Origin of the sequence: Dactylosporangium maewongense (assembly GCF_039531485.1) — a bacterium.
GTDB classification, from domain to species: domain Bacteria; phylum Actinomycetota; class Actinomycetes; order Mycobacteriales; family Micromonosporaceae; genus Dactylosporangium; species Dactylosporangium maewongense.
Genome location: NZ_BAAAQD010000016.1, coordinates 226,012 through 248,447 on the forward strand (window position 1 = coordinate 226,012; position 22,436 = coordinate 248,447).

The 22,436-nt window shown below is 74.6% G+C and carries 22 protein-coding genes; 11 read left to right on the forward strand and 11 right to left on the reverse strand.

Translation table 11 applies throughout. From position 1 onward, the window contains the following. Window positions 1-86: 86 nt before the first annotated feature. Window positions 87-605 (reverse strand): flavin reductase family protein, encoded by a 519-nt coding sequence (locus ABD332_RS35490; protein WP_344507029.1) that lies wholly within the window; start codon window positions 603-605, stop codon window positions 87-89. A 129-nt stretch (window positions 606-734) separates the two neighbouring features. Here ABD332_RS35490 and ABD332_RS35495 point away from each other — a divergent pair, with 129 nt between their 5' ends. Together ABD332_RS35495 and ABD332_RS35500 are read left to right on the forward strand one after the other, a co-directional pair. Next, window positions 735-1,478: a FadR/GntR family transcriptional regulator gene (locus ABD332_RS35495; RefSeq protein ID WP_344507031.1), complete on the forward strand. Its 744-nt coding sequence runs from the start codon at window positions 735-737 to the stop codon at window positions 1,476-1,478. Window positions 1,479-1,587: 109 nt separating this feature from the next. Further along, complete coding sequence (locus ABD332_RS35500) at window positions 1,588-2,421, forward strand: hypothetical protein (RefSeq protein ID WP_344507033.1); 834 nt, start codon at window positions 1,588-1,590, stop codon at window positions 2,419-2,421. A 314-nt stretch (window positions 2,422-2,735) separates the two neighbouring features. Here the strand turns inward: ABD332_RS35500 and ABD332_RS35505 are convergent, their stop codons facing one another. From ABD332_RS35505 to ABD332_RS35515, 3 genes are all read right to left on the reverse strand, one after another. Next, window positions 2,736-2,918 (reverse strand): antitoxin, encoded by a 183-nt coding sequence (locus tag ABD332_RS35505; protein WP_344507035.1) that lies wholly within the window; start codon window positions 2,916-2,918, stop codon window positions 2,736-2,738. Between the two features lie 103 nt (window positions 2,919-3,021). Next, window positions 3,022-3,672, reverse strand: coding sequence for a hypothetical protein (locus ABD332_RS35510; RefSeq protein WP_344507037.1), 651 nt, complete (start codon window positions 3,670-3,672; stop codon window positions 3,022-3,024). Between the two features lie 7 nt (window positions 3,673-3,679). Next, window positions 3,680-4,666, reverse strand: a complete 987-nt coding sequence (locus ABD332_RS35515) for an ArsR/SmtB family transcription factor (protein WP_344507038.1) — start codon at window positions 4,664-4,666, stop codon at window positions 3,680-3,682. A 59-nt stretch (window positions 4,667-4,725) separates the two neighbouring features. Between ABD332_RS35515 and ABD332_RS35520 the strand changes: the two genes are divergently transcribed. From ABD332_RS35520 to ABD332_RS35530, 3 genes are read left to right on the forward strand one after another with little or no spacing between them, the layout of a single operon-like run. After that, window positions 4,726-5,916, forward strand: a complete 1,191-nt coding sequence (locus ABD332_RS35520) for an MFS transporter (protein ID WP_344507039.1) — start codon at window positions 4,726-4,728, stop codon at window positions 5,914-5,916. Between the two features lie 32 nt (window positions 5,917-5,948). Beyond that, window positions 5,949-9,329 carry an NACHT and WD repeat domain-containing protein gene (locus tag ABD332_RS35525; protein WP_344507041.1) on the forward strand — a complete coding sequence of 1,127 codons (3,381 nt, stop codon included), beginning with the start codon at window positions 5,949-5,951 and terminating at the stop codon, window positions 9,327-9,329. A gap of 1 nt (window position 9,330) precedes the next feature. Then, entirely contained in the window at window positions 9,331-10,935 is a 1,605-nt protein-coding gene (locus ABD332_RS35530) for an SCO2524 family protein (protein ID WP_344507043.1), read from the forward strand. Window positions 10,936-10,963: 28 nt separating this feature from the next. Here the strand turns inward: ABD332_RS35530 and ABD332_RS35535 are convergent, their stop codons facing one another. The 3 genes from ABD332_RS35535 to ABD332_RS35545 are packed head-to-tail and all read right to left on the reverse strand — an operon-like array spanning window position 10,964 to window position 13,498. Beyond that, window positions 10,964-11,959: a HEAT repeat domain-containing protein gene (locus ABD332_RS35535; protein ID WP_344507045.1), complete on the reverse strand. Its 996-nt coding sequence runs from the start codon at window positions 11,957-11,959 to the stop codon at window positions 10,964-10,966. Between the two features lie 6 nt (window positions 11,960-11,965). Then, window positions 11,966-12,616: a HEAT repeat domain-containing protein gene (locus ABD332_RS35540; RefSeq protein WP_344507047.1), complete on the reverse strand. Its 651-nt coding sequence runs from the start codon at window positions 12,614-12,616 to the stop codon at window positions 11,966-11,968. 48 nt (window positions 12,617-12,664) lie between these two features. Continuing rightward, window positions 12,665-13,498 (reverse strand): hypothetical protein, encoded by an 834-nt coding sequence (locus ABD332_RS35545; protein ID WP_344507049.1) that lies wholly within the window; start codon window positions 13,496-13,498, stop codon window positions 12,665-12,667. An 81-nt stretch (window positions 13,499-13,579) separates the two neighbouring features. On the opposite strand from ABD332_RS35545, the gene ABD332_RS35550 reads away from it, so the two are divergent. Further along, on the forward strand, window positions 13,580-14,977 hold the full coding sequence (locus ABD332_RS35550; protein ID WP_344507051.1) for an NAD(P)/FAD-dependent oxidoreductase: 1,398 nt from the start codon (window positions 13,580-13,582) through the stop codon (window positions 14,975-14,977). A 61-nt stretch (window positions 14,978-15,038) separates the two neighbouring features. Here ABD332_RS35550 and ABD332_RS35555 read toward each other — a convergent pair whose 3' ends face one another. Then, entirely contained in the window at window positions 15,039-15,785 is a 747-nt protein-coding gene (locus ABD332_RS35555) for an SDR family NAD(P)-dependent oxidoreductase (RefSeq protein ID WP_344507053.1), read from the reverse strand. Window positions 15,786-15,874: 89 nt separating this feature from the next. On the opposite strand from ABD332_RS35555, the gene ABD332_RS35560 reads away from it, so the two are divergent. After that, entirely contained in the window at window positions 15,875-16,546 is a 672-nt protein-coding gene (locus ABD332_RS35560; protein ID WP_344507055.1) for an HAD family hydrolase, read from the forward strand. Between the two features lie 44 nt (window positions 16,547-16,590). Here ABD332_RS35560 and ABD332_RS35565 read toward each other — a convergent pair whose 3' ends face one another. Next, entirely contained in the window at window positions 16,591-17,130 is a 540-nt protein-coding gene (locus ABD332_RS35565; protein ID WP_344507057.1) for a hypothetical protein, read from the reverse strand. A gap of 146 nt (window positions 17,131-17,276) precedes the next feature. Here ABD332_RS35565 and ABD332_RS35570 point away from each other — a divergent pair, with 146 nt between their 5' ends. After that, window positions 17,277-18,497 carry a M48 family metallopeptidase gene (locus ABD332_RS35570; protein WP_344507059.1) on the forward strand — a complete coding sequence of 407 codons (1,221 nt, stop codon included), beginning with the start codon at window positions 17,277-17,279 and terminating at the stop codon, window positions 18,495-18,497. On the opposite strand, the gene ABD332_RS35575 is transcribed toward ABD332_RS35570, so the two are convergent. Further along, window positions 18,484-19,278, reverse strand: a complete 795-nt coding sequence (locus ABD332_RS35575) for a hypothetical protein (protein ID WP_344507061.1) — start codon at window positions 19,276-19,278, stop codon at window positions 18,484-18,486. The genes ABD332_RS35570 and ABD332_RS35575 overlap by 14 nt on opposite strands. 56 nt (window positions 19,279-19,334) lie before the next feature. Beyond that, entirely contained in the window at window positions 19,335-19,910 is a 576-nt protein-coding gene (locus ABD332_RS35580; RefSeq protein ID WP_344507063.1) for a hypothetical protein, read from the reverse strand. A 177-nt stretch (window positions 19,911-20,087) separates the two neighbouring features. On the opposite strand from ABD332_RS35580, the gene ABD332_RS35585 reads away from it, so the two are divergent. From ABD332_RS35585 to ABD332_RS35595, 3 genes are read left to right on the forward strand one after another with little or no spacing between them, the layout of a single operon-like run. Continuing rightward, the gene (locus tag ABD332_RS35585; RefSeq protein ID WP_344507065.1) at window positions 20,088-20,231 is read left to right on the forward strand and encodes a hypothetical protein; all 144 of its coding nucleotides are present in this window, start codon (window positions 20,088-20,090) and stop codon (window positions 20,229-20,231) included. Window positions 20,232-20,246: 15 nt separating this feature from the next. Further along, the gene (locus ABD332_RS35590) at window positions 20,247-21,512 is read left to right on the forward strand and encodes a Dyp-type peroxidase (protein ID WP_344507067.1); all 1,266 of its coding nucleotides are present in this window, start codon (window positions 20,247-20,249) and stop codon (window positions 21,510-21,512) included. 10 nt (window positions 21,513-21,522) lie between these two features. After that, window positions 21,523-22,398 carry a bile acid:sodium symporter family protein gene (locus ABD332_RS35595; RefSeq protein ID WP_344507069.1) on the forward strand — a complete coding sequence of 292 codons (876 nt, stop codon included), beginning with the start codon at window positions 21,523-21,525 and terminating at the stop codon, window positions 22,396-22,398. Window positions 22,399-22,436: the final 38 nt, after the last annotated feature.

Below are 22,436 nucleotides of genomic sequence, written 5' to 3' on the forward strand. Positions count from 1 at the left end.
TGGTTGCTTCTCTTTGCGTTGGCGGCTTGTGTACGGCGTGTGCCGGGGCCGCTCTTGTTCGGTGTGCTTGTCTGGTGTGCGCCGGGCTAGCGGGCGCAGGCGGCGATGCTGTCGGCGATCGGGGGTCTCGGCCGGGCCGCGAAGCGGGAGTGGGTGCCGAAGGTGCGGTACCCGTAGATCAGCGGCGACAGGCCACTCGACTCGGCGTGGGTGACGAGCCCGACGAGCAGGAGATGGTCGCCGCCCTCCACGACCTGCGACAGCTCGCAGACCGCCCAGCCGGCCGCGGTCTCCAGGCGCGGCAGCCCATGCGAGGGGCGCCAGTCGGCCTGGCCGAAGCGGTCCGCGTCGCGGCGGGCGAAGAGCAGCGCCAGGTCGTCGTCGGTGTCGCGGAGCACGTTCACCCCGAAGCGGCGGCTGCCGAGGATCCGTGCCAGCAGCGCGGAGCGGCGGTCCAGCGCGACGGTCACCAGCGGCGGGCGCAGCGACAACGACGCGAACGAGCTGACCGTCGCGCCGTGCGGGCCGTCACCGTCGGCGGTGGTCACGACGGTGACCGGCGCGCACACGCCGGCCATGAGGTCCCGGAAGTCCTGATCCCGCATGACCGCTCCCTTCAAACCACCATGCTGGTTTAGCCAGCTTGGTTCGGGTGCGGTCGCCCGTCAAGTGTTCCGGGCTAAATCAGCATGGTAGTTTTTTCGGGACGGGTCCGACCGACGCTGGAGGCGCTGATGGTTGCCGATCCACCCGCCTTGCGCCGCGCCGACTGGGAGCGTGCCGCGGCCCCGCGCCGGCCCGAGCAGGCCGCCGAGCGGCTCGCCGCCCTCGCCGCCGCCGCCGAGCCCGGCGCCCGCCTGGGCACGAAGGAGGAGCTCCGCGTCTACTGCGGCGTCTCCGTCGGCACCTTCAACGAGGCGCTGCGCCTCGTCCAGGCCCGCGGCGTCATCGACGTCCGCCCGGGCCGCACCGGCGGCCTCTTCGCCAACCGGCAGTCACCGCTCGTCCGCCTCGGCAACTCGGTCCTCGCCCTTGACGAGGACGCCGCCTCCGTCGCCGACGCCGTCCGCCTCCGCGACGCCCTCGACCCCCTCCTCGTCGAGGACGCCCTGCGCCACGCCGACCCCACCGACGTCACCGCCATGCGCCGCGAGCTGGACCGCATGCGCGCCGCCGCCGCCGACCTGGACGGCATCGCCTTCATCCACGCCAACTGGGCCCTGCACGCCCGCATCGCCGACGTGACCCCCAACGCCATGCTCCGCTCGTTCTACCTCAGCCTGCTCGAGATCATCGAGTCGCACACCCTCGCCGTGCAGCCCCTGGGCGACCAGCCCCTCCCCGAGTACATCCAGAGCCGCTACGACCTGCACGCCGCCCTCGTCGACGCCATCGCCACCCGCGACGAGCACCGCGCCCTCGCCCTCATCCGCGAACACAACATGACCGCCCCCGCCGCCCTGGACCCGACCGGCTGACCCGGCCGCCGCACTGGACGGCTTCCCCAGGTGCACCGAGCTGACCTGGTCCGGCGCCGACAGCAGGCCCGCCGCGCAGCTGGCCGCCAGGCCGTGCATCGACACGCTCGTGTGGACGGACGCACCGTCCACAGTGGACCTGAGCGGCACCGCGCTGGCCGGTCTGCGGGTGTCCGGCCCGGCAGTCTCGCTGGTGCGGCTTCCGGCCGCGCTGCAGCGCCTCACGCTCGACGGCGCGGGCCTGCCCGACAGGATCCTCGCGCCGGGCCGGTTCTGGCTCGCGGTCGACGGTGCCGGCGTCGGCACGGTGCTGCCGAGCGGTCTCGACCAGGTGCCGGTGGCGGACCTCCGGGGTGCGGGCACGGTGTCGGTGGCGGGGCTTCGCGAAGCGCCGCCCGGGCTGCGGTCGCTGCGCGTACGGTGGCAACGACCGCCAGGAGAGCTCCATGGGGCCGCCGGTCTGGCCGGGCTCGACGGGCTCACCGTCGTCGAGCTCTCCGGCGCGTACGGGTTGGACGCCGACACGCTGCCGGACCTACCCGGACTGCGGGTGCTCACCGTCGACGGGCTGCGCGCCTCGGCAGCGGCCGGGCTGCGGCGGCGGCACCGTCGCGGCGGCGTGCGGCCGGCGCTGCGCGGGGCCAAGTCCGACACGTGGCTCGCGGCGAACCTCGACAACCCGTTCCGCGACTGGGCCGACGACCACCCGCGCGCCGCCACCGTCGCATGCAAGGCATACGCCGATGCGGTACGGGCGATCGCGGCGAACAACGCAGACCCACGGCAGATCCTGCTCACCATGGTGGGCCGCTTCAACACCATCCACGCGTCGCTGCTCGCCCTGGACACACTCCGGCGCGAGCAGGTCGGCGACGCCGTTGCGGCGCTGGCCGGGCGGGCCGGAGTCCCGGCGGACGAGGTGTTCGAGGTGTTCGACTTCTGACGCACCACCACCGGCGTCCGGGGCGGTGTGGTGGCCGGACCTTCGCGCCGTGACGGATCGCCGACAGCCTGCCGCAATCGGCTCACAAGTCCAGTGGCGTTCACTGAGATCCGTCACCGCCGTCCCCCTCCGGCGGGCCACCCGGAGCCAGGACCCCGGACGGCATGACGCGCGCGTGGCACCGGTGTCTGCCGGCACCGGTGCCACGCACCTCACCGGACCCGGATCCCGACCGGGCAACCCGGCTCGTCCAACGGCGTGCGCCGGGCGGCCGCGGTGACTCCCGCGCCCGCCCCGCGATCAGGGCGCCCGGCTCACTGCCGGGTGTCGCCCTGACCGGTACGCTGCTTCGCGGCGTCGACGCCCTTCTCGATCTGTTCGGTGTACTTGCCCTCGGTACGCCGGTCGGCCTGGTCGCCGGCCTTCTCGATGCCCTCGTCGACCTTGTCGTCGTGCTTGCCGACGAGATCCTTGGCCCGGTCCATGAAGCTGCCCATCGCATCCTCCTCGGCGGTACGGGTTCGGAGTGGACCTCTACCCGCCACCTGCCGGGCGAATGCATCCGCGGCCAGGTTTTCGGGTGGCGAAACACCCAGGGGCTCAGTCCTCGTCGTCGAAGGGGACGGGCTGGCGCCAGGAAAGGGCGGCGGCCGGGGCCACCTGCGCCTGCGGGGGCGCGCCGCGCCGGCCGAACAGCACGTCCCAGTAGTGGCGCGCGTCGGCGGTGAACTCCTCGACGGGCACGGGCGTGCCGTCGGCGCGGGTCACCTCGAGGCCGGCGAACTCGACGGTGCCCTCGATGCAGTAGCCGGTGCCCTCGCCGGCCTTCCAGCCTTCGGTGAACCAGAACAGCGTGTGCGGCGCCGGGCCCGGGCGCAGGTCGGCGGTGAGGCTCGGCTCGGCGGGCCAGCCGGCGGTCCGTGCCGGGCGGTCGAGGAACTCCCAGCCGTACATCGAGTACCAGCCGCCGAGCGCGGCGTAGAACGCCTCCACGTCGTCCAGGCCGGCCAGGGGAATCATCGGGCCGTACCCGCCGTGCGGGTCCTCGCGCAGCAGCACCCGGATCCGGGTCGCGCCCAGCAGGCGGAGCACCCGGCGCGGGTCCGGATCGGGCGCGGTCTGCTCCGACTGCGCGCACACGTGCAGCAGCAGCTCCGCCGCGTCGTCCACGGGCGAGACCCGCAGTCCCAGCACGTCTGCCTCGTTCAGCGCCACCTCGAGGCCGATCCGCGTCTCCTCGGTCCATGTCACGGCACCATCATCCAGACGCGTGCGAGCGTCCGCCCGGGGTTTTCGCGGCGTCGAGGAGGGCGTCGCCGGCGGGGGTGCGGTAGTAGAGGACGGAGCGGCCCGAGCGGCGTCGGGTGACGAGGCCGGCGTCGAGGAGGACCCGGAGGTGGCCGCCGACGGAGCCGAGGGCGGTGCCGGTCAGGGCGACCAGCTGGGTGGTGCTCAGCGGTGCGGCCAGCAGCGTCAGTACGGTGGCGCGCAGCGGGCCGAGGAGGCGGGCGAGCGCGTCGGTGGGTGTCGCGCCGGTGTCGGCGAGCCAGCCGGTGCACGGGTAGATGACGGAGTACGAGGTGGCCGCCTCGTCCCAGCCGACCCAGCCGCGGGCGGCGGTCGTGGGGATGAACAGCAGCGCGGCGTCGGTGACGTCCAGCGGCGCGTAGTCGTACGTGTTGATCTGCAGGCGCCCGTCGCCGAGCCAGCGCATGCCGGGCCGCATTCCGTCCAGGACGGCGGCCCACCCGCCGGTGCTGAGCCGGTCGGTGCGGGACACGATGTCCGCCTCGAAGACGCGGCGCAGGCGGGGCCAGCCCGGCAGTACCAGCTGCGACCACACGAACTCGACGAGGTCGGCGGCGCGGTCTGCGATGTCGCCGGCGCGCAGCACGTCCGGCACGGCGTCGCCGAGGCCGAGGTGCTCCTGCGCGAGCGCGGGAGGGGTGGCGCGCAGCCGGGCGAGCTCGGTCTGGAACGTCTCGCCGGGCGTCTGCGGCGGCGTGACCAGGAAGTCGGCGATCCAGCCGGGGCGGATCGCGGCGCGCAGGAACGGCCGCACGAACGGGTCGCCGGCGTAGTGGGCGTCGAACGCCGGCCGGTGCGCGGCGAGCCACTCCCGCTGCGGCGCCGACACCGCGTGCTGGCCGCCGAGCGCGGACAGGCACGCGACCGTCTCGGCGAGCGGCGACACGACGAACCGGCTGCCGGCGAGCACGTCCGTGCCGATCTGCCAGAACCCCACGTTTCGCCTCCACCCGAAACTGTACCGTGCGGCGACGCCGGCGCAGCACGATGCCGATCATGCGCACGTACCGGCAACTGTTCCGCACGCCCGAGTTCCCCGCCCTGTTCGCGACCCTGTCCGGGCAGGTCGCGGCGGGGACCGTGGCGGGCATCGGGCTCGGCACCCTCGTCTTCGCGGCCACCGACTCGCCGCTGCTGTCGGCGCTGAGCATGTTCGGCGCGTCGTTCGCGCAGCTGATCGGCGCGGCGACGCTGCTGTCGTGGGCGGACCGGGTGCCGCCGCGGGCCGCGCTCACCGGCCTCGCCGTGTTCGCCGCGGTCACGACCGCCGTCCTGGCCGTGCCGGGCCTGCCGATCGCCGCCCTGTTCGCGGTCGTGCTCGCGCAGGGCCTCGCCGCGTCGGTCGGCGGTGGCGTCCGGTACGGGCTGCTCGCCGAGATCCTCCCGGCCGACGGCTACATCCTGGGCCGTTCGCTGCTGAACATGTCGATCGGCGCGATGCAGATCCTCGGCTTCGCCGCCGGCGGTGCCCTCGTCGCGGCCGTGTCCCCGCGCGGCGCGCTGGTCGCCGGCGCGGCCCTGCAGGCGGTGTCGGCGCTCATCGCCCGGTTCGGCCTGACCGCGCGGCCGCCGCGGGCGACGGACCGGCCGTCGGTGCGGGCGACCTGGCACGGCAACCGCAAGGTGTGGCGGCCCGCGACCTACATCGCCATGTGGGTGCCCAACGGCCTCATCGTCGGCTGCGAGGCGCTGTTCGTACCGTACTCCCCCGCCGCGGCCAGCATCCTCTTCGTCGCCGCCGCGATCGGCATGCTCGCCGGCGACGCTATCGCGGGCCGGTTCGTGCCGCCGCGGCTGCGCTACCGCCTCAGCGGCCCGCTGCGCTGGCTCCTGGCCGCCCCGTACCTGCTGTTCTTCCTCGACCCGCCGCTGCCGGTCGCGGTGGCGATCGCCGGCGTCGCCTCCGTCGGGTACGGCGCGACCCTCCTGCTGCAGGACCGCCTCCTCGCCACCACCCCCGAGTCGCTGCACGGCCAGGCCCTCGGCCTGTTCGGCTCCGGGCTGCTCGCCATGCAGGCGGTCGGCGCCACCCTCGGCGGCCTCATCGCCCAGCACACCCCACCGGCGACCGCGATGGGCATCCTCGCCGTCGGCTCCCTGCTGGTCTCCACCGCCCTGTTCGTCACCGGCCGCCTGACCAGGCCCACCGAGGCGACTCCACGTCCCGATCCGGTGACGGTGGGCTGACGTTCTGGACGCCGATCGCTACCATCTGCGGCATGGGCCGGTGGGGCGCCACGGGGTACGGGACGTTCCTGCTCGGCACCGGCATGGGCATGATCACGAATCTGATCACCGGTGACCCGTCGGGCTGGCCGGCCGTCCTGCAGCCGGTCGCGACGTACTCCCCCGCCATCGGCGCCGGGCTGGTCGTCGCCGTCGGCGCGAAGGCGGCGTGGGACGTCCGCCGGGCCGGCATCCGGCGTCCGACATGGACGGACGGCAACCCGTGGCCCGGCCTGTCCGCGTACACGTCGCGCTGGGCCGGTGTCTACTTCGGCCGGACCAGCGAGACGGAACAGCTCCTGGCCCGGATCCGGGACGCCCGCTCGGCCACCCGCCGGTTCGTGCCGGTCCTCGGCCCGTCCGGGTCCGGCAAGTCGTCGCTCGTCCTCGCCGGTCTGCTGCCGGCCCTCGGCGACGCGTACCGCGTGCTGCCGCCGCTGACGCCGGGCACCGACGCACTTGGGGAACTCGGCGCTGTGCTCGGCACCGACCTGACCGCCGCCGCCGCGACCGCCCTCGCCGCCGCCCGCGCCGGTAGCCCGCCGCCCCGCCTCGACGCGCCGCTCGCCGCCCTCACCGCCCGCCGCGACGGCACCCACCGGGTCCTGATCGTCGTCGACCAGCTCGAGGAGACCGTCACGCAGGGCGTCGAGGAGGACCGGCACGGGCTGCTCGCGGTCGTCCAGGCGCTGCTGGAGCACGAGCCGCGGCTACGGGTCGTCGCCACCGTCCGCTCCGACACCATCGGCGAGTTTCAGCAGGGGCCGGGCCGGGACCTGTTCCGCGACCCGCTCATGGTCAACGTCATGGGCCCGCATGAGCTGCGGCTCGTCGTGGATGAGCCGGCCCGCCTCGCCGCGGTGACGTTCGACGACGGCCTGGTCGACGAGATCGTCCGCGACACCGGCGGCGGCGACGCCCTGCCGCTGCTGAGCTACCTGCTCAACGACCTCTACCGCGGCGCCGCCACCGACCGCCGGATCACCCGGCGGGAGTACCACGCCTCGGGCGGCGTCGCCGGCGCCATCGGCCGGCGCGCCGACGATGCCGTCCGCGACCTCGGCGACGGCAGCCTGCCGCTGTGCCTGGACACCCTGCTGCTGTTCGTCACGCTCGGCCCGGGCGGCGCGACCCGCCAGCGCGTCCCCGCCGCGATCCTCGACCACCGGCAGCGCGCCGTCGTCGCCGCGTTCGTCGACGCCCGCCTGCTCACCAGCGACGAGGCCAGCGGCAGCCCCGTCTTCGACATCGCGCACGAGGCCCTGCTGCGCCAGTGGCGCCCGCTCGCCGAGCACATCCTCCTGCACGAGGAGAGCCTGCGACGCCTCACCGAGCTGGCGCCGCTCGCCCGTGCGTGGATCCGCGCCGGCCGGATGCCTGACTACCTCATCGGCGGCGCCCGCCTCGCCGACGCCCTCACCTGGGCCCGGTCCGGCCGTACCGTCGCCGCGGAGGTCACGGAGTTCCTCGACGCGTCGGAGCGCAACCAGGCCGGTGCCCTCGAACGCCGCGCCAACACCGTCGCCCGCCAGGCGCTCGACACCCTCGACGCGGACCCGGAGCTGGCGTTCGCGCTCGCCTGGGCCGCCTACCGCGAGCTTGCCCCGACCCCCCTCGCCACCCACGCCGTCTCGTCGGCCCTGGCCAGCGGCCTGCTGCGGTCCATCCGGTACGAGCGGCGCCCCGTCCACGTGGCCTTCGCCCCCGACGGCCGCCTCGCCACAGCCGCGGACGTCACCGACGTCTGGGCTCTCGACGGCAGTCTGGTGTTCCGCGCGGACGGCGACGGCCCCGTCGCGTTCGCCCCCGACGGTCGCCTGGCCACGGTCGCCCGAGGCGTCGTGCACGTCTGGGACACCGCCGGCAACCCGCTGGGCACAGCGGACACCGGCGACGGCCGGGTCACCGCTGTCTGCTGGACCGACGACGCCCTGCTCGCCACCGCCGACGAGCAGGGCCGGATCCGCCGCTTCGCCGCGACCATGCGCGAGGTCGGCGTCCTGTCCGACGGCCATGTCCCCGTCTACGCCATGTGCGCCGTGCCCGGCGGTGGCCTCGCCGCCGGCCGCGGCGACGGCAGCGTCCTGGTGTGGGACGCCGCCGGCCGCATCGCGAACAGGCTCGCCGGCGACGTCCCCGACAACCGGGTGCTGGCGGTCGCGGCGGGTCCCGGCGGTCGGATCGCCGCCGGTGGTCGCAACAACTCGATCACCGTGTGGGACCTGCCCTCGGCGACCGTCGCGTGGCGCGCATACTGCCCCGACGTCACCGCGCTGGCCATCGCCCCGAACGGCTCACTCGTCTGCGGCACGCGAGCCGCCACCGTCGTCTGGGACGCAGCTGGAACCCTGGCCCACAGCTTCCACGATCACGGTCAGGACGCGTCCTCGATCGGTTGCAGCACGGACGGCCGGCTGGCAATCGGCACCGAACACTCGACCGCGAGCGTCTGGGACCTCGCCGACGGGCCAGAGCACGTCGTCACCAACCTGCCCGCCCACCACCTCGGCTGGACACCGGACGGACGCCTCGTCATCGGCGGACCCAGCGGCTGCCACCTCTGGTGCGGTGCGGACCGGCCGATCGTCCCGTTGCCGGGCGAGCCGGGTGCCGCACGCGCCCTCACCGTGTCTCCGTCCGGCATGGTGGCGCTCGTATCGCAGACCGGCGACCTGTTGTTGAGCGACACCGCGGACGCGTCGCCGCGACGCATCGCCCATGCCGGCCAGGTCACAGCGGTCACATTCGCCCCGGACGGCAGGTGGCTCGCGACCGGCGACCTCGACGGCGTCGTGCAGGTGTGGGACCTGACCGGCCGCTGCCGGTGGAGCCTCGACGCAACGGCCGGGCGCCTCTCGGGCCTGGCCTGCGCCGACGAAGAACGGGTCTTCGTCGCGGGATCCCGGCTCGTCGCCGTCACGCCGGGCGGAGCGACCCCGGTGCCGGCCGACGGCTCCGTCAAGGCACTGGCAGCCGGACCGGACGGACGGCTCGCCGCCGGCGGCTCGGACGGCGGCATCATCGTGTGGGACCGGCCCGACCGTGTCCGCCGTCCCATCGGCCGGCACCGCCAGACGATCACCGCGCTCGCGTACGCCGCCGACGGCCGGCTCGTCTCCGGTGGACTCGGCGGCGACGTGCGGCTCTGGGACGTCGACGGCCGTCCTGTCCATCGCCTCCGGTTCGGCGGGGACGTCACGGCCATCGCCTTCAGCGACGCCGGTCTCGCCGTGGCGTCCAGCGGCGGCACAATCCGGATCCGGCCTACCCTCGACGCGGCGGCGCTCGCCCGGATCGCCGGCCGGCATCACCGCCGGACGCTGACCGCCCGCGAGCGCGACGTCGCCGGCCTGCCGCCGGTGGAAGGGGGCTGAGGTGCGGTTGGATCCGCGGGCGGAGTTGCTGCGCGTCTGGGAGGCCGTGGCGCGGTACTCGTTCCGCGACGGCGGGTTCCTCTGGGGCGACCCGGCCGCCGGTGACGCGCTCGAGGACGCGCACCAGCTGCTGTGCATCCTCGGGCCGGCCGCGAACCTGCCCGGGCTGCGCCTGGACGTGCCCGGCGAGACCGCCGACGACGCGGCCGGGGCGTTGCGGGCGCTCGGGGACCGGTTCGATATCCCCGAGCGGCTCGTCGTCGCGATGCGCGAGTACCTCACCCGGTACAGCGACGGCACCGGCGCGCCGGTCTTCCCCGGTGGCCCGTCGCTGGAGCCGCCGGCACCAGCCGTCGAAGCGGTCGCCGGGTTCAGCGCCGACCTGCGGCTGTGTCTCGCGATGCTCGGGTTCTGCCGCGTGTACCGGCAGCAGACCGCCGACGTCGAGCGGCTCACCGAGGTCCGGCTGACCGCGGCGATGACGGGCCTGCTGCGCGCGTACTCGGTCCGCGCGTCGGCAGACGACACGCACCTGCGCCACCTCGTGCGGCCGGGCCCGCGTGACGAGCAGGCCGTCCGCGACGAGTTCGCGGCGGGACTCGTCGAGGTGCAGGCGGGCCTTCGGGAGATCAGTATCGGCGCGCTGCCGGACCACAACGCCGTCTACCGGGGCGCCTGGTTCGAGTGCGGCTGGGCCTGGACGGTCGTCGCCGGCGCCCTGCCCGTCGATCTCGATCCGTTGCCGGGCGGCGTGGTGATCACGCAGCGGCCCGGTCCCGCCGTGGCGCCGCAGTTGTACAGCACACTCCTCGCGCTCCATGCCGTCGACGAGCTGTTCACGGAACGCACCAGGATCCTCGGCCTGCTCACCGAGGACCAGCAGCGCCTGGCCCGGGCGCTGCAGCTGCGCTCGGACCTCACCGGCGCGTACTGGGCCTGGGTCGCCACGTTCGGCGAGCACCGGTGGCCGCTGGAGCGCGTCCCGTGGCGCACCGCCGACGGCGACGAGTCGCTGCACAACAGCGCCGTGGTCGCCGCGATCACCAGCGTGGAGCTCGGCACCCGGCGCGGCAACCAGCAGCTGCCGTACGCGTACCTGCTGCGGGTCCTCGCCGGCCTGGCCGCCCGGCACGGCGTCGCCCGCCCGCCGCTCGCCGCGTCGCCGCCGGCGGTGCTGCCGGAGCATCGCTGCCCGTGTCCCGGCCTGCCCGGCACGACGCAGCGGGCCGCCGCCACTGTCCCGATCCTGTTCCGCGTGGCGGTCCGCGCCGCCACCGCGGTCGACGACGGTCCGCTGCGGACCGGGTTCGAGGACCTCGCCGACCAGCTGTGGCGGCATCTGCCGCTGTTCCCGGCCGGCCACACGCCGAACTGGCACGACACGCTGCACGCCGTCGACGCCCTGACCCTGGCGACGCGACTGACGTCCGGTGTCGCTCCGCCGGCGCCGGCGCTGTTCGTACATGAGCTGCTGACGACGGCGGAGACCCTCGCCGGTGAGGATCATCCGGTCGTGGCGCGCGCCCGCGGGTTCGTCGACACAGCGCCCGCCCGCGCCGCGGCGCTGCTCTACCGCCTCGTCGCCGACCTCGACCGCCCGACCTGACCGCCGTCCAGCGGCCCGGGGGCGTCGGTCATCGGGAGCGGAGCTGCAGGACGTAGGCCGCGGTGACGGCGACGCCGCGGTCCTCGTCTCCGGCCAGGTCCGTCAGGGCGGCCGAGGCGGTGGGGCCCGGGATGTCCGCCAGGGCCTGAGCCAGCCGCCGGCGGACCGGTGCCGCGTCCGCGCCGGGGGTGATGCGGGCGGTGAGGCCGGTCGCGATCCGCTCGCCCAGGTCGGGGTCGGCCGCGAGGGTGGTCAGGGCGTCGGCGGCGTCGACGTCGTTCGCGCCGTCGACGACCATGTCGATGAGGGTCGGGACCGCGTCGGCGGCGCCGCGGGGGCCGAGCGCGAGGGCCGCGTGCCGGCGGACGGTGACGTCGGGGTCGGTGAGGGCGGACCGGAGCAGGGTGGTCGCCGCGGCGTCCGGGATCTCGGCGATGGACTGCACGGCGCGGTCCCGCACGGCGGGGTCCGGGGCGGTGAGGCCCTCGGCGAGCAGGGTGAGGCCGCCGTCGCCCGACTGGGCGAGGGCCCAGCGCAGGGCGCCGGCGACGTTCGGGTCCGACTCGCTCAGCGCGGCCTCGACGAGCGCGTCCGTCGGGGCGTCCGGGGCCGAGGTCAGGGCGGCGCGCTGGCGGCGGCCGGCGCTGTCGGAGCCCAGCGCCTGCAGGAGGGCGACGATCTGCAGGACGTCGTCCCAGGCGGCGGGCTCCGCGGCGTCGATCCGGCGCAGCCGGGTGAGCAGGTCGGTCTCGGCCGCGATGCGGTCCGTGGTCTGCCGGATGAGGTCGGTGACGAGGTCCGACGGGGTGAAGCCGGGGTCGTCCAGGGCGCGGCCGACCTCACGCAGCGACAGGCCCAGGGTCCGCAGGCTCTCGATGTGGAAGATCCGGCGGATGTCGTCGTCGGAGTACTCGCGGTAGCCGCCGACGGTCCGGCCGGTCGGCCGCACCAGGCCGAGCGACTCGTAGTGCCTGAGCATGCGGGCGCTCACGCCGGACCGCCGGGCCACGTCACCGATCAGCAAAGCGGGTCACTCCTCCTGGGCAGTGGCGGCCGGGCCGAGGGCCCTGACGCGCTTCGCCTCCTCGACCGCGAGCGCGAAGCCGGCGTCCGGGTCGTGCAGCAGCCGCTCCGTGGCGGCGGCGTGCTGCCGTACGAGCGGCACCGGGCTCGACGCCGCGGCGCGCAGGGCCGGCTCGATCATCTCACCGAGCGCGACCAGCGACCGGCTGAGGCTCAGCTGCGTCTCGCGGTCGCCGCGCCCGAGCTGGGTCGCCAGCACGCCGGCCAGCTCACCCTCGGCACCGGCCGGGACGAGCGCGACCGCCGTCCGCCACGCGGTGCGCGCCACCGTGTCGTCGGCGTCGGTGAGCAGCTCGCGGGTGATCGCCGGCCACGCCTGCCGGTCGCCGATCTTCGACAGCGTGTGCAGCGCCTGGCTGCGCGCCTGCGCCCGCTCCGACCGCAGCTCGCCGATCAGCCTGGGGACCGTCGCCGCCGCCGGGTGGCGGGTAAGCGCCCAGGTGAGCATGTCCCGCACGAAGAAGTCGGGCTCGACCGCGCACCGGGTGACCAGGGTGTCGACGAGCGACGGGTCGGGGGCGGTGCCGACGGCGAGGGCCGCCTTCAGCCGTACCGACGAACTCCCGTGCTCCAGTGCCTGGACGGCCTGCATGGTCATCTCGACCACCTCCTGCGACACAGTGAACGGCTTGTCACCGTGTCAAGGTCAAGGAAGGTGCGTCAGGTCCCGGTACGCGCCGATGATCGAGCTGGTCAGCTCGGCGAACTCGACGCCCGGGTCGCGGGCCGGGTGCAGCCGGTCGAGCAGGCCGTCGGCCCGCCGGACGGCGTCGACGGCGGCGCGGACGGCCCGCTCGTCGCGGACCAGGTCGACGCACTCCCCGGCGAGGGACTCCAGGGCCCGCACCCGGCGGCCGATCTCGGCGTCGAGGCCGGTCAGGGTCTCGCCGAGGCGGGCGCGCCGGTCGGCGAGCGACGCGTGCAGCGCCGCCGACGCGGGCCCGGCGGGCAGGCCGGCCGCGGCGCGGGTCAGGTCGATGAGTCGCCGGCCTGCGGCGGCGCGGTCGTGCAGGAGACCGGCGAGGGTCCACAGCGACCCGGCGAGCGGCACGCTCGGGGCGGGCACGGAGACCAGGTCACGCAGGCGCGGCCACACCAGCAGGGTCGCCTGCACGGCGCTGAACGCCTCAGCGAACACGGCGGTGTCGGCGGGCCGGTGCAGGGCCACCCGCCGGTCCTCCCAGCTCACCCGCCCGCCGGCGGTGCCCAGGGCCAGCGCGGCCGCGCCCAGTGCGGCGCCGGCCAGCGGCGTGAGCAGCACGGTCGCGGCGGCGGACGCGCCGGCGGCGGTGCCCGTCGCCAGCCGCAGCGAGGTGCGGCGGGGCGGACCGGGACGGGCGCCGGCGCGGGCCGGGATGAGGTGGATGATGCCGTCGCGGCCGGTGCGGGACACCGGCTCGGTGAAGGTCGGCTCGTCGAGCGCCACGAGACAGCCGCCGGCACCGTCGAGCACGACGAACAGCAGGTCGTCCGCGGCCACGACGCCAGTGTATCGACGCGCCCGGTGACCCACATGCACGAACACCACCGGCGTCGGGTGAAGCGCCGGTACAGTTCGGCGATGAGACACCCCGCGCTGCGCGACGCCGCCGGCACGCCGTTCTGGCTGGACCGGCCACAGCGCCCACAGCGGCCACCGCACCCGCCGCTGCGCGGGGCGGCAGAGGCGGACCTGGCGGTCGTCGGCGGCGGGTTCAGCGGGCTGTGGACGGCGCTGCTGGCGAAGGAGCGCGACCCGGGGCTCGACGTCGTCGTGCTGGAGGGCCGCCGGATCGGGTGGGCCGCCAGCGGGCGTAACGGCGGGTTCTGCGCGGGCAGCCTCACCCACGGCCTCGCCAACGGCGCCGAGCGCTTCCCCGACGAGATCGAGACCCTCGAGGCGCTGGGCCGGGAGAATCTCGACGGCATCGAGGCGACGCTCCAGCGGTACAGCATCGACTGCGGCTTCGAACGCACCGGTGAGCTGTCGGTCGCCACCGCCCCCTGGCAGGTGCCGGGGCTCCTCGAGCAGCAGCGGCTGTCGGAGCGGCTGGGACGGCGGGTCGAGCTCCTGGATCGGGACGCGATCCGCGCGGAGGTCCACGGCGCGACCTACGAGGCCGCCGTCTGGGACCGCGACGGCACAGCGCTGCTCGACCCGGCGCGCCTCGCGTGGGGGCTCGCCGACGCGTGCGCCGCGCTCGGGGTGCGCTTCCACGAGGGCACCCGGGTCACCGGCATCTCCCCCGCCGGCGCGGGGCTGCGGCTGCGCACCCCGGACGGTTCGGTCACCGCGGCGAAGGTCGCGCTGGGGACGGGCGCGTTCCGGTCGCCGCTGCGGCGGGTCCGGCCGTTCATCGTCCCCGTGTACGACTACGCCCTCATGACCGAGCCGCTCACCGCCGGGCAGCTGGCGTCGATCGGCTGGGCCCGGCGGCAGGGCATCGCCGACGCCGCGAACCAGTTCCACTACTACCGCCGCACCGACGACGACCGCATCCTGTGGGGCGGCTACGACGCCGTCTACCACAACGGCGGCGCGATCCGTCCCGCGTACGACCAGCGACCGTCCACATCGGACAAGCTCGCCACCCACTTCTTCGAGACGTTCCCGCAACTGGAAGGGCTGCGGTTCACGCACGCGTGGGGCGGTGTCGTCGACACGTGCTCGCGGTTCTGCGCGTTCTTCGGCACCGGGCACGGCGGCCGGCTCGCGTACGCGGCGGGCTTCACCGGCCTCGGCGTCGGCGCGACCCGCTTCGGCGCGCAGGTGATGCTGGACCTGCTGTCCGGCGAGCCGACGCCGCTGACCCGGCTGCGGATGGTGCGCTCGAAGCCGGTGCCGTTCCCGCCGGAGCCGGTCCGGTCCGGGGTGATCCAGCTGACCCGCTGGTCGATCGCCCGCGCCGACGCGCACGACGGCCGCCGCAACCTGTGGCTGCGCACCCTGGACCGGCTCGGCCTCGGCTTCGACTCCTGACCGCCCTCGCTTCGGTTCCGACGGATCAGCCGGTTCCGACGGATCAGATGGATCAGATGGATCAGATGGTGAAGCCGCCGTCGACGTTGACGGTGGCGCCGGTGATGTACCGGCTGTCGGGGCCGGCCAGGAACGCGACCGTCGCCGCGACGTCGGCCGGGTCCGCGTAGTGCCCGAGTGCGGTGAAACCGTTGATGGTGGCCGCGTTCGGACCGTCGGCCGGGTTCAGGTCCGTGTCCGTGGCACCCGGATGGACGAGGTTGACCGTGATCGCGCGCGGGCCCAGCTCGCGCCCGAGCGACTTCGTCAGGCCGACCAGCGCGGTCTTGCTCATGGCGTACAGGCTGAACCCGGGAAACACGGCCCGCTCCGCCACGTTGCTCCCAATGTTGATGATCCTGCCGCCGGCCGCCATGTGCCGCACCGCGGCCTGGCTGGCCACGAACGGCGCGCGGACGTTGACCGCGACCGTCTCCTCGAACGCCTCCAGGCCCAGCTCCTCGATGGGGCCGAGGAGGAAGGCGCCGGCGTTGTTCACCAGGATGTCGAGGCGGCCGAGCTCCGCCGCGGTACGGTCGACGGCCCCGGCGACCGCGGCGGGGTCGGCGCTGTCGGCCTGGATCGCGACGGCCCGGCGCCCGGTCGCGGTCACGGCATCGGCGGTCTCCTTCGCCCGCCCTTCGTCGTGCTGGAACGTGAATGCCACGTCGGCGCCCTGGGCCGCGAGGCGCCGCACCACGGCGGCGCCGATCCCACGCCCTCCGCCGGTCACCAGGGCCACCTTGCCTTCAAGCGTGTTCGTCGTCATGCGGACCAGCCTTCCGCGCCGCGCGCCCCACGTCTGGCGGCGATCGGACGCGGCGTTGCTCTCCAGCGCCGGTACGACAGACTGGTCGCATGGTGGTGCGGTTGGTGGCGTTCGATCTCGACGGGACGCTGACCCGGGGACCGACATGCCTGGAGGCGACGGCGGCCCGGCACGGCTTCGCCGAGCAGATGGCGATCTGGGAACGGGCCCGCGGCGACGACGCCATCATCGAGATCCGCGACGCCGTCTGGGCGCTGCTGTCCGGCTGGACCCCCGAGCAGCTCACCGCTCCCCTGGCCGACATCCCGCTCGCCCCGGGCGCCGCGGCCGGGATCGCGGCCCTGCACGCCGCCGGAATCGATGTGGCGATCGTGTCGCTGGGCTTCGCCCCGCACGTCACGCACTTCGCCGAGCAGCTCGGCGTCGCCACGGTCATCGCGACCGAGATCCTCGCCGGAGGCGGCTTCCGGCACGTGTTCCCGTCGTCCAAGCCGGTGCTGCTCGAGCAGTACGCGACGTCCCGCGGCTGGTCCCTTGCCGACGTCGCCGCGGTCGGCGACAGCCACGGCGACGTGCCGATGCTGCGCGCCTGCGGCATGTCCGTGTTCGTCGGCCCCGACCTGCCCGACGACCTCACCCCGACCGCCCACCTACCGGGCGCCGCGATCGACCACCTCGCCGCGCTCTGCCTCCAGGCGAACACCACCCGGCCGATCGAGACGCCGGCGATACTGGCGGCCGACGTCTCAACGTCACATTGAGCAGCAACCGGCCCCGTCGGCCTGTCACGCGGACAGGGACGCGGTCACGGGAGCGGCAGCTGTGCTGCCTGCTGCCGCGCCGAGGCTCGGCGCCGGCGCGAGTTCTCCCGTCGGATGAGCACCGGCAGGACGACGAAGGTCACGAAGAGCCCGATCGTCAGCGCGAGGGCCAGTGCCAGCAGGTACGCGAGGGTTGCCGTCTGCGCAGCGGTCGTGAGCCGCCATTCCTCGGCGGTGTGGAACTGAGGGTTGGGATGGGTCACGAGGAAAGCAACGAAGCAGGCGATCACCCACACGGCACCGACCCCCTGGCTGATCCGGACCGTTGCCGAGGACCTCATCTGGTGGGGATCTGTGTCGGACCGCCGGAGCCTGCGGCCCGACCAGAAGAGGAAGGCGACGCTCACGACCCCGAGCGCCGCGCCCGCGACCGTCGCTGTGACCATCGACCAACCGCGCTCCGACATCGCCGCGATCAGCCTCTGGGCATCAATGCTCACCCCGATTGCCGTCATGAGCAGGAGCGGCAGCACCACGATCGTCGGATGCCGGTCCACGACGTTTCCCGACTTGCGCCTGGCCATTCCTCATCATGGCCGACAGTTCCGCGTTTGGCAGTCCCGCGTCGGGCAGCGGACGAACCGTCTGCTCGAACCCGCCGCCGGCGGCGTTCTCGGCAAGCGTGGCGCTCGGGGCGGCGCTTCCGGCGGCGGCGGCACATAATTCACGCATGACGGACAGCGTGGACAATGTCGTCGGCTGGCGGTGGCTCGATGTGCGGCTGCACCGGCGGGCGCGCCGGCTGGTCCGCGCCCTACCGGCACCGAGCCGTCTGCGCCGGGCCGCCACCGCGGCCGTCGCCGCCGTCGTGCAGGCCGGTGCCCTCGCGACGCTGGTGTTCGGTGCATGGCTGTGCACGGTGCGGTTCCCCAGCGTCGCGCTGCTGCCCGGCGCCGTGCTGGTCCTCTTCGGCGTGCTGACCCTGCCCCGCCCCGCGACCCTGCCGCGCGACGTCGTCACAGCTCGCCGCGCCGACATGCCCGCGCTGCACGCGCTGGTCGACCGGGTCGCCGCCGCGCTGGGCGTGCCCCGGCCCCACCTCGTGGTGCTGGACGACCGGTTCGCCGCCGGCTCAGGCCACGCCGGGCTCCTGCGGCGCCGGTACCTGCGCATCGGCGCACCGCTCTGGGCGGTGCTCGACCCCGCGCAGCGCACCGCGCTGGTGGCCCTGGAACTGGCCCGGTTCGGCGGCGGCGACCCGAGCCGCGCAGCGCTCACCGGCACCGTCGAACGCACCCTCGCGACGATGGTCGCCATCTTCGAGCCCGGCGCGGACAAGCTGCTGCACGCCGGCCGCGAGGAGGACGTCACCAAGATGATGGCGGCGAACCCGACGCGGATCGGCCAGCAGCACTCGCAGTCGTACACGAACCTCGCCGGCGACCTGGTACGGCCGTTCGTGGCGCTCCTGCACGGCGGGTTCGGCCTGGTACGGCTCGGCTACCTGACGCTGCTGCAACCCGAGGCGCTCCGGGCGGTCCTGGCCGCCGACGCCCGTGCGGCGGCGGTGGCGGGCACGCCGCAGGTCCGGTCGGTCCTCGCCACGCGGCTGCTCGTCGAGCCGATGGTGACGGTCCTGCGCCGCGACGCGCGGGCCGGTGACCGCTCCGGTGTGGTCCGGCGCGACGAGCCCGAGGTGGTCGTCGCCGGCTGGCCCCCCCTCGCCGCCGCTCTCGTGGCGAAGCACGCGCCGTCGATGCCCGAGCTGTGCGACGCCGACGTGGCACGCACCGCGTCACCCTTCGCGGTCACGCCCCCGCTCGGCCGGCGCATCGAGATGCTCACCGAGAAAACGGCGACGCCGGCGGCGGACCCTGACGAGTCCGCGGCGACGGACGTCGAGCTGCGGCCGATGTACCGCCGGCTGGTGCGGGACCTCAGGAACGGCTGAGATTCGGCGGTGCCCCGTACAGCACGGTCATCAGCTCGGCGTATCCGGCCGCCGTGCCGATGCCCTGGCGACGCTCGGGATGCACGAGATAGTGGTGGACGGCGTGGGCCAGGAACAGCGCGTCGATGGTGTCGGTGCGGATCCGGGTCCGGGTCAACGGCAGGCCGGCGGCGCGGACCAGGTCGGGCCTGGCGTACGTGAGCCGCAGCGACAGCGCCGTCGGTGTGGTGGGTGGCAGCGAGGCCGTCGTCAGGGCGTCCCACGGAACGGTGAGCGTGCCGAGCGGGCCGCGGTCCTTCACGCCGTCCGGTCCCAGCTGCACACCGACGCCCCGCCACGCCGCGGCGATCTGCAGGACGCTCAACACGACGACCAGGCAGGCCAGGACGAGCAACGCGTCACCCATGAACCACCCTGCCGGGTCTTCGGCCGGCCGGTCGCGTTGCAGCGTACGGGAGTTGACCGCGATCATGATGATGGTCGCGCTCATGAAGGCCGCGCCGGCGGCGTGGAGGACGTGGTTCGGCGGTGACGGGGCACGGAACACGCCCGCGCCGGCATCGACCGTGAACGCCGCCGGTCGCCGCCGGGTCAACGCGACGACCGCCAGGACGAGTGCCGCGAGGCCGAGCAGGGGCGGCAACGTCGGTATGGCGTACCTGAGGTCGCTGTCCGGTGCCGACAGCAGGTGCGCGCCCACGAGCACGCCGGCAAGGGCTACCGCGCCGCCGAGCACCCAGCGAGGGTGACGCGCGACGCCGGCGAGGATCGCGGAGATCATCCGGGCAGCGTAGGGGGCACGGCGCTGACTGGGAAGCGCGGCGTCGGCAAGCGGACCTACCGGGTCGGGCCGGCCGCGGCCAGTACAGGATGCTCGGACGGCAGGTGATCTGCCAAGGCTGAGCGCAGCACGGCGCGGCCGGGGCGGGTGAGCCAGATCTCGACCTCGAACGTGTCGCGTCCGTCGCGGGTCCGGATCGGGGGCATCGACGCGCCGGCGGTGAGGACCGCGACGCCGTGCGGCCCGGTCGGTGTCACCTCCAGCAGCGGCGTGCCCCAGCGGCGGGTGAAGCGCACCGACTCGACCGCCGGCCAGCGCACGATCATCGGGGACGAGCCGCGGGAGGCCAGCTCCAGGCCCGCGCTGGAGATGCGCAGCCAGTCCCGGCACCACCGCCACCGGAAGAAGGCGAAACATGCGGCGTAGGTACAACTGTAGACAACGGCGTTGCCGCCCAACATCAACAAGTTCCGGGCGGGCGGCGGAGGGGGTGCCACGGCCAGCATGATGAGCGGGAACACCGCCCATAGCGCCGTTGAGATCGCCAGGCCGAAACCGAACGCGCGCCAGAACCCGGGGCGAAACGTCACAGCGTCCTCAGCGGGCGGCGGGATCTGCTCAGGGCGCGGCATGCACCAAGCGTACGGACGGAACGCTCCGACGCCATCCGGCAAAAGGACGCCTTCGCGCCGACCAGCCAGGCACACGTGGTGGGGCGGGGGGCGAAGCGTGGTGTCGCGGGTTTGTGGGTGGCGGTCGGGGGGCAGTGGTCGCGCTCGGGAAGCCGGGGGACGTGACCGGAGGGACGCATGGAGATCAGGCCGGCGGCGGCGTACCAGCGCGTCGACCGGGCCGGGCACGTGACGCCGCTGGACGAGTGGGTGCTGGAGGACACCGACACGCTGCCGGTGTTCGGCCTGGTGTTCGGCCCCGCCCACCTCGTCACCGGGTGACGGGAGACCGCGACCATGGACCTGCACGACATCCAGCGCGGCGTGCTCAGCCCGCGCCCGTCGTCGTACGCGGCGGCGTACCTCGCGTTCCGCATCGACGACCGCGCCGCCGGCCGGAAGCTGATGCGCCGCGTCGCGGCCGTCGTCACCTCCGCCGCCGACCCGGCCGGCCCGCTCGGCGAGACCTGGGTCAGCGCCGCCGTGACCTGTCACGGGTTGCGGGCGCTGGGCGTACCGGAGGAATCCCTCGACTCGATGGCGTGGGAGTTCCGCCAGGGCATGGCGGCCCGCGCGACCGTGCTCGGGGACACCGGGCCGAGCGCGCCGGACGTGTGGGAGACGCCGCTCGGGTCACCGGCCGTGCACGTCGTCCTCGTCGCCCTCGCACCGGACACGGCGATGCTGGACGCCGCGATCGACCGGGCCCGTCCCGCGTACGAGCGGCTGCCCGGCGTCACCGCGATCTGGCGGCAGGACTGCCACGCGCCGCCGGCCGGGACCGAGCCGTTCGGCGTCCGCGACGGCATCAGCCACCCCGCCGTCGAGGGCAGCGGCATCCCCGGGTCGAACCCCTTCGAGACGCCGCTCAAGGCCGGCGAGGTCGTGCTCGGGTACCCCGACGAGCTCGGCGGCGTGCAGACCACCACCCCGGACGTCCTCGGCCGCAACGGCAGTTACGTCGCGTTCCGCAAGCTCCGGCAGGACGTGGCCGCGTTCCGCCGGTTCCTGCGGGCGAGCGCGGACACGGACGGCGAGGAGCTCATGGGCCGGTGGCGCGGCGGCCCGCAGCTGGCACTCGCGCCCAAGCGCGACGCCCTGGCGCTGTGCCGTGCCGACGCCTTGGTGCTCGCCGGTCAGGACCGCGGCGGGAGCCACATCCGCCGCGCCAACCCGCGCGACTCGGCCGTAGCGGGAGAGGTCCGGCTGCATCGCATGATCCGCCGCGGTACCGCCTACGGCCCGCCCCTGCCCGAGGGCGTCCTCGACGACGACGGCGCGGACCGGGGTCTGCTGTTCGCGTTCGTCGGCGCGCACCTGGGGCGCCAGTTCGAGTTCGTGCAGACCGAGTGGCTCAACAACGGCGTCTTCTTCGGCGCTGGCGACGCCCGCGACCCGATCGCCGCCACCGGCGGCCCGGGCACGGTGGACTCCACGATCCTGCGGCGTCCCGTGCGCCGCAAGCTGCGCGGCGTGCCGAACTTCGTCACCACTCGCGGCGGCGAATACGCGTTCCTGCCCAGCCTCACCGCGCTGCGCTGGCTCGGCGAGCGGCGGGCTTGAGTGCGCGGCCGTGGACCTGCATCAGCTCCTCAACGCCGTCACCGTCGTCTTCATCGCCGCGACCATGTTCGCCGCCGGCCTCGGCGCGACCCTGCCCGCGCTGCGCGCGGCGTTCAGTGACGTGCCGCTGCTGCTGCTCGTGCTGCTGGCCAACCTCGTCGCCGTCCCGCTGCTCGGCTGGGGCCTGGCGGCGCTGTTCGGCCTGGCGACCGCCCCGTTCGTCGCCCTGCTGCTGACCGCGTCGTCACCCGGCGGACCGTTCGCCGTCAAGCTTGGCATGATCCAGGCCGGTGACGTCACCGCCGCCGCCGCGATGCAGGTCCTGCTCGCCGCCGTCGGCAGCGTCACGTTCAGCTTCACCGCCAACGCGCTGCTCGGGTTCGCCCACGTCGGCACCGGCGCCGCGCTGGACGTCGGCGCGCTGGTGCGCAGCGTCGCGCTCCTGCAGCTGGTGCCGTTCGCGGTCGGCCTGACGATGCGCCGGTACGCGCCGCCGACCGCCCTCGCCTGGCACCCCGCCTCGGTCAAGGTGTCGGACGCGACGTTCCTGATGGTCCTCACCGGCATGCTGCTGGGCAACTGGGCCGACGTCGTCGCCCTGCTCGGCACCCGGACCCTGCTGGCCGGCTTCCTGTTCGCCGCAGCGTCGTTCGGCCTCGGCACGCTGCTGTCCACCGGCCCCCCGCGCCGGCGCACCACCATGGGCGGCGTCGCCGCGGTCCGCAACATCGGCCCGGCCCTCGCCGCGGTCAGCCTCGCCTTCGACAACTCACCGGCGATCCTCGGCGCCCTCGCCGCAATCCTCCTCAGCGGCGTCGTCGCCGCGCTCCCCATCGCCGCCTTCCTCGCCCGCCACCGCACCGCAGCCCAGTCCGAACCCACCTAACAACGTCGTGGTGCGCACAGCGCTCAGACCGGCACCGC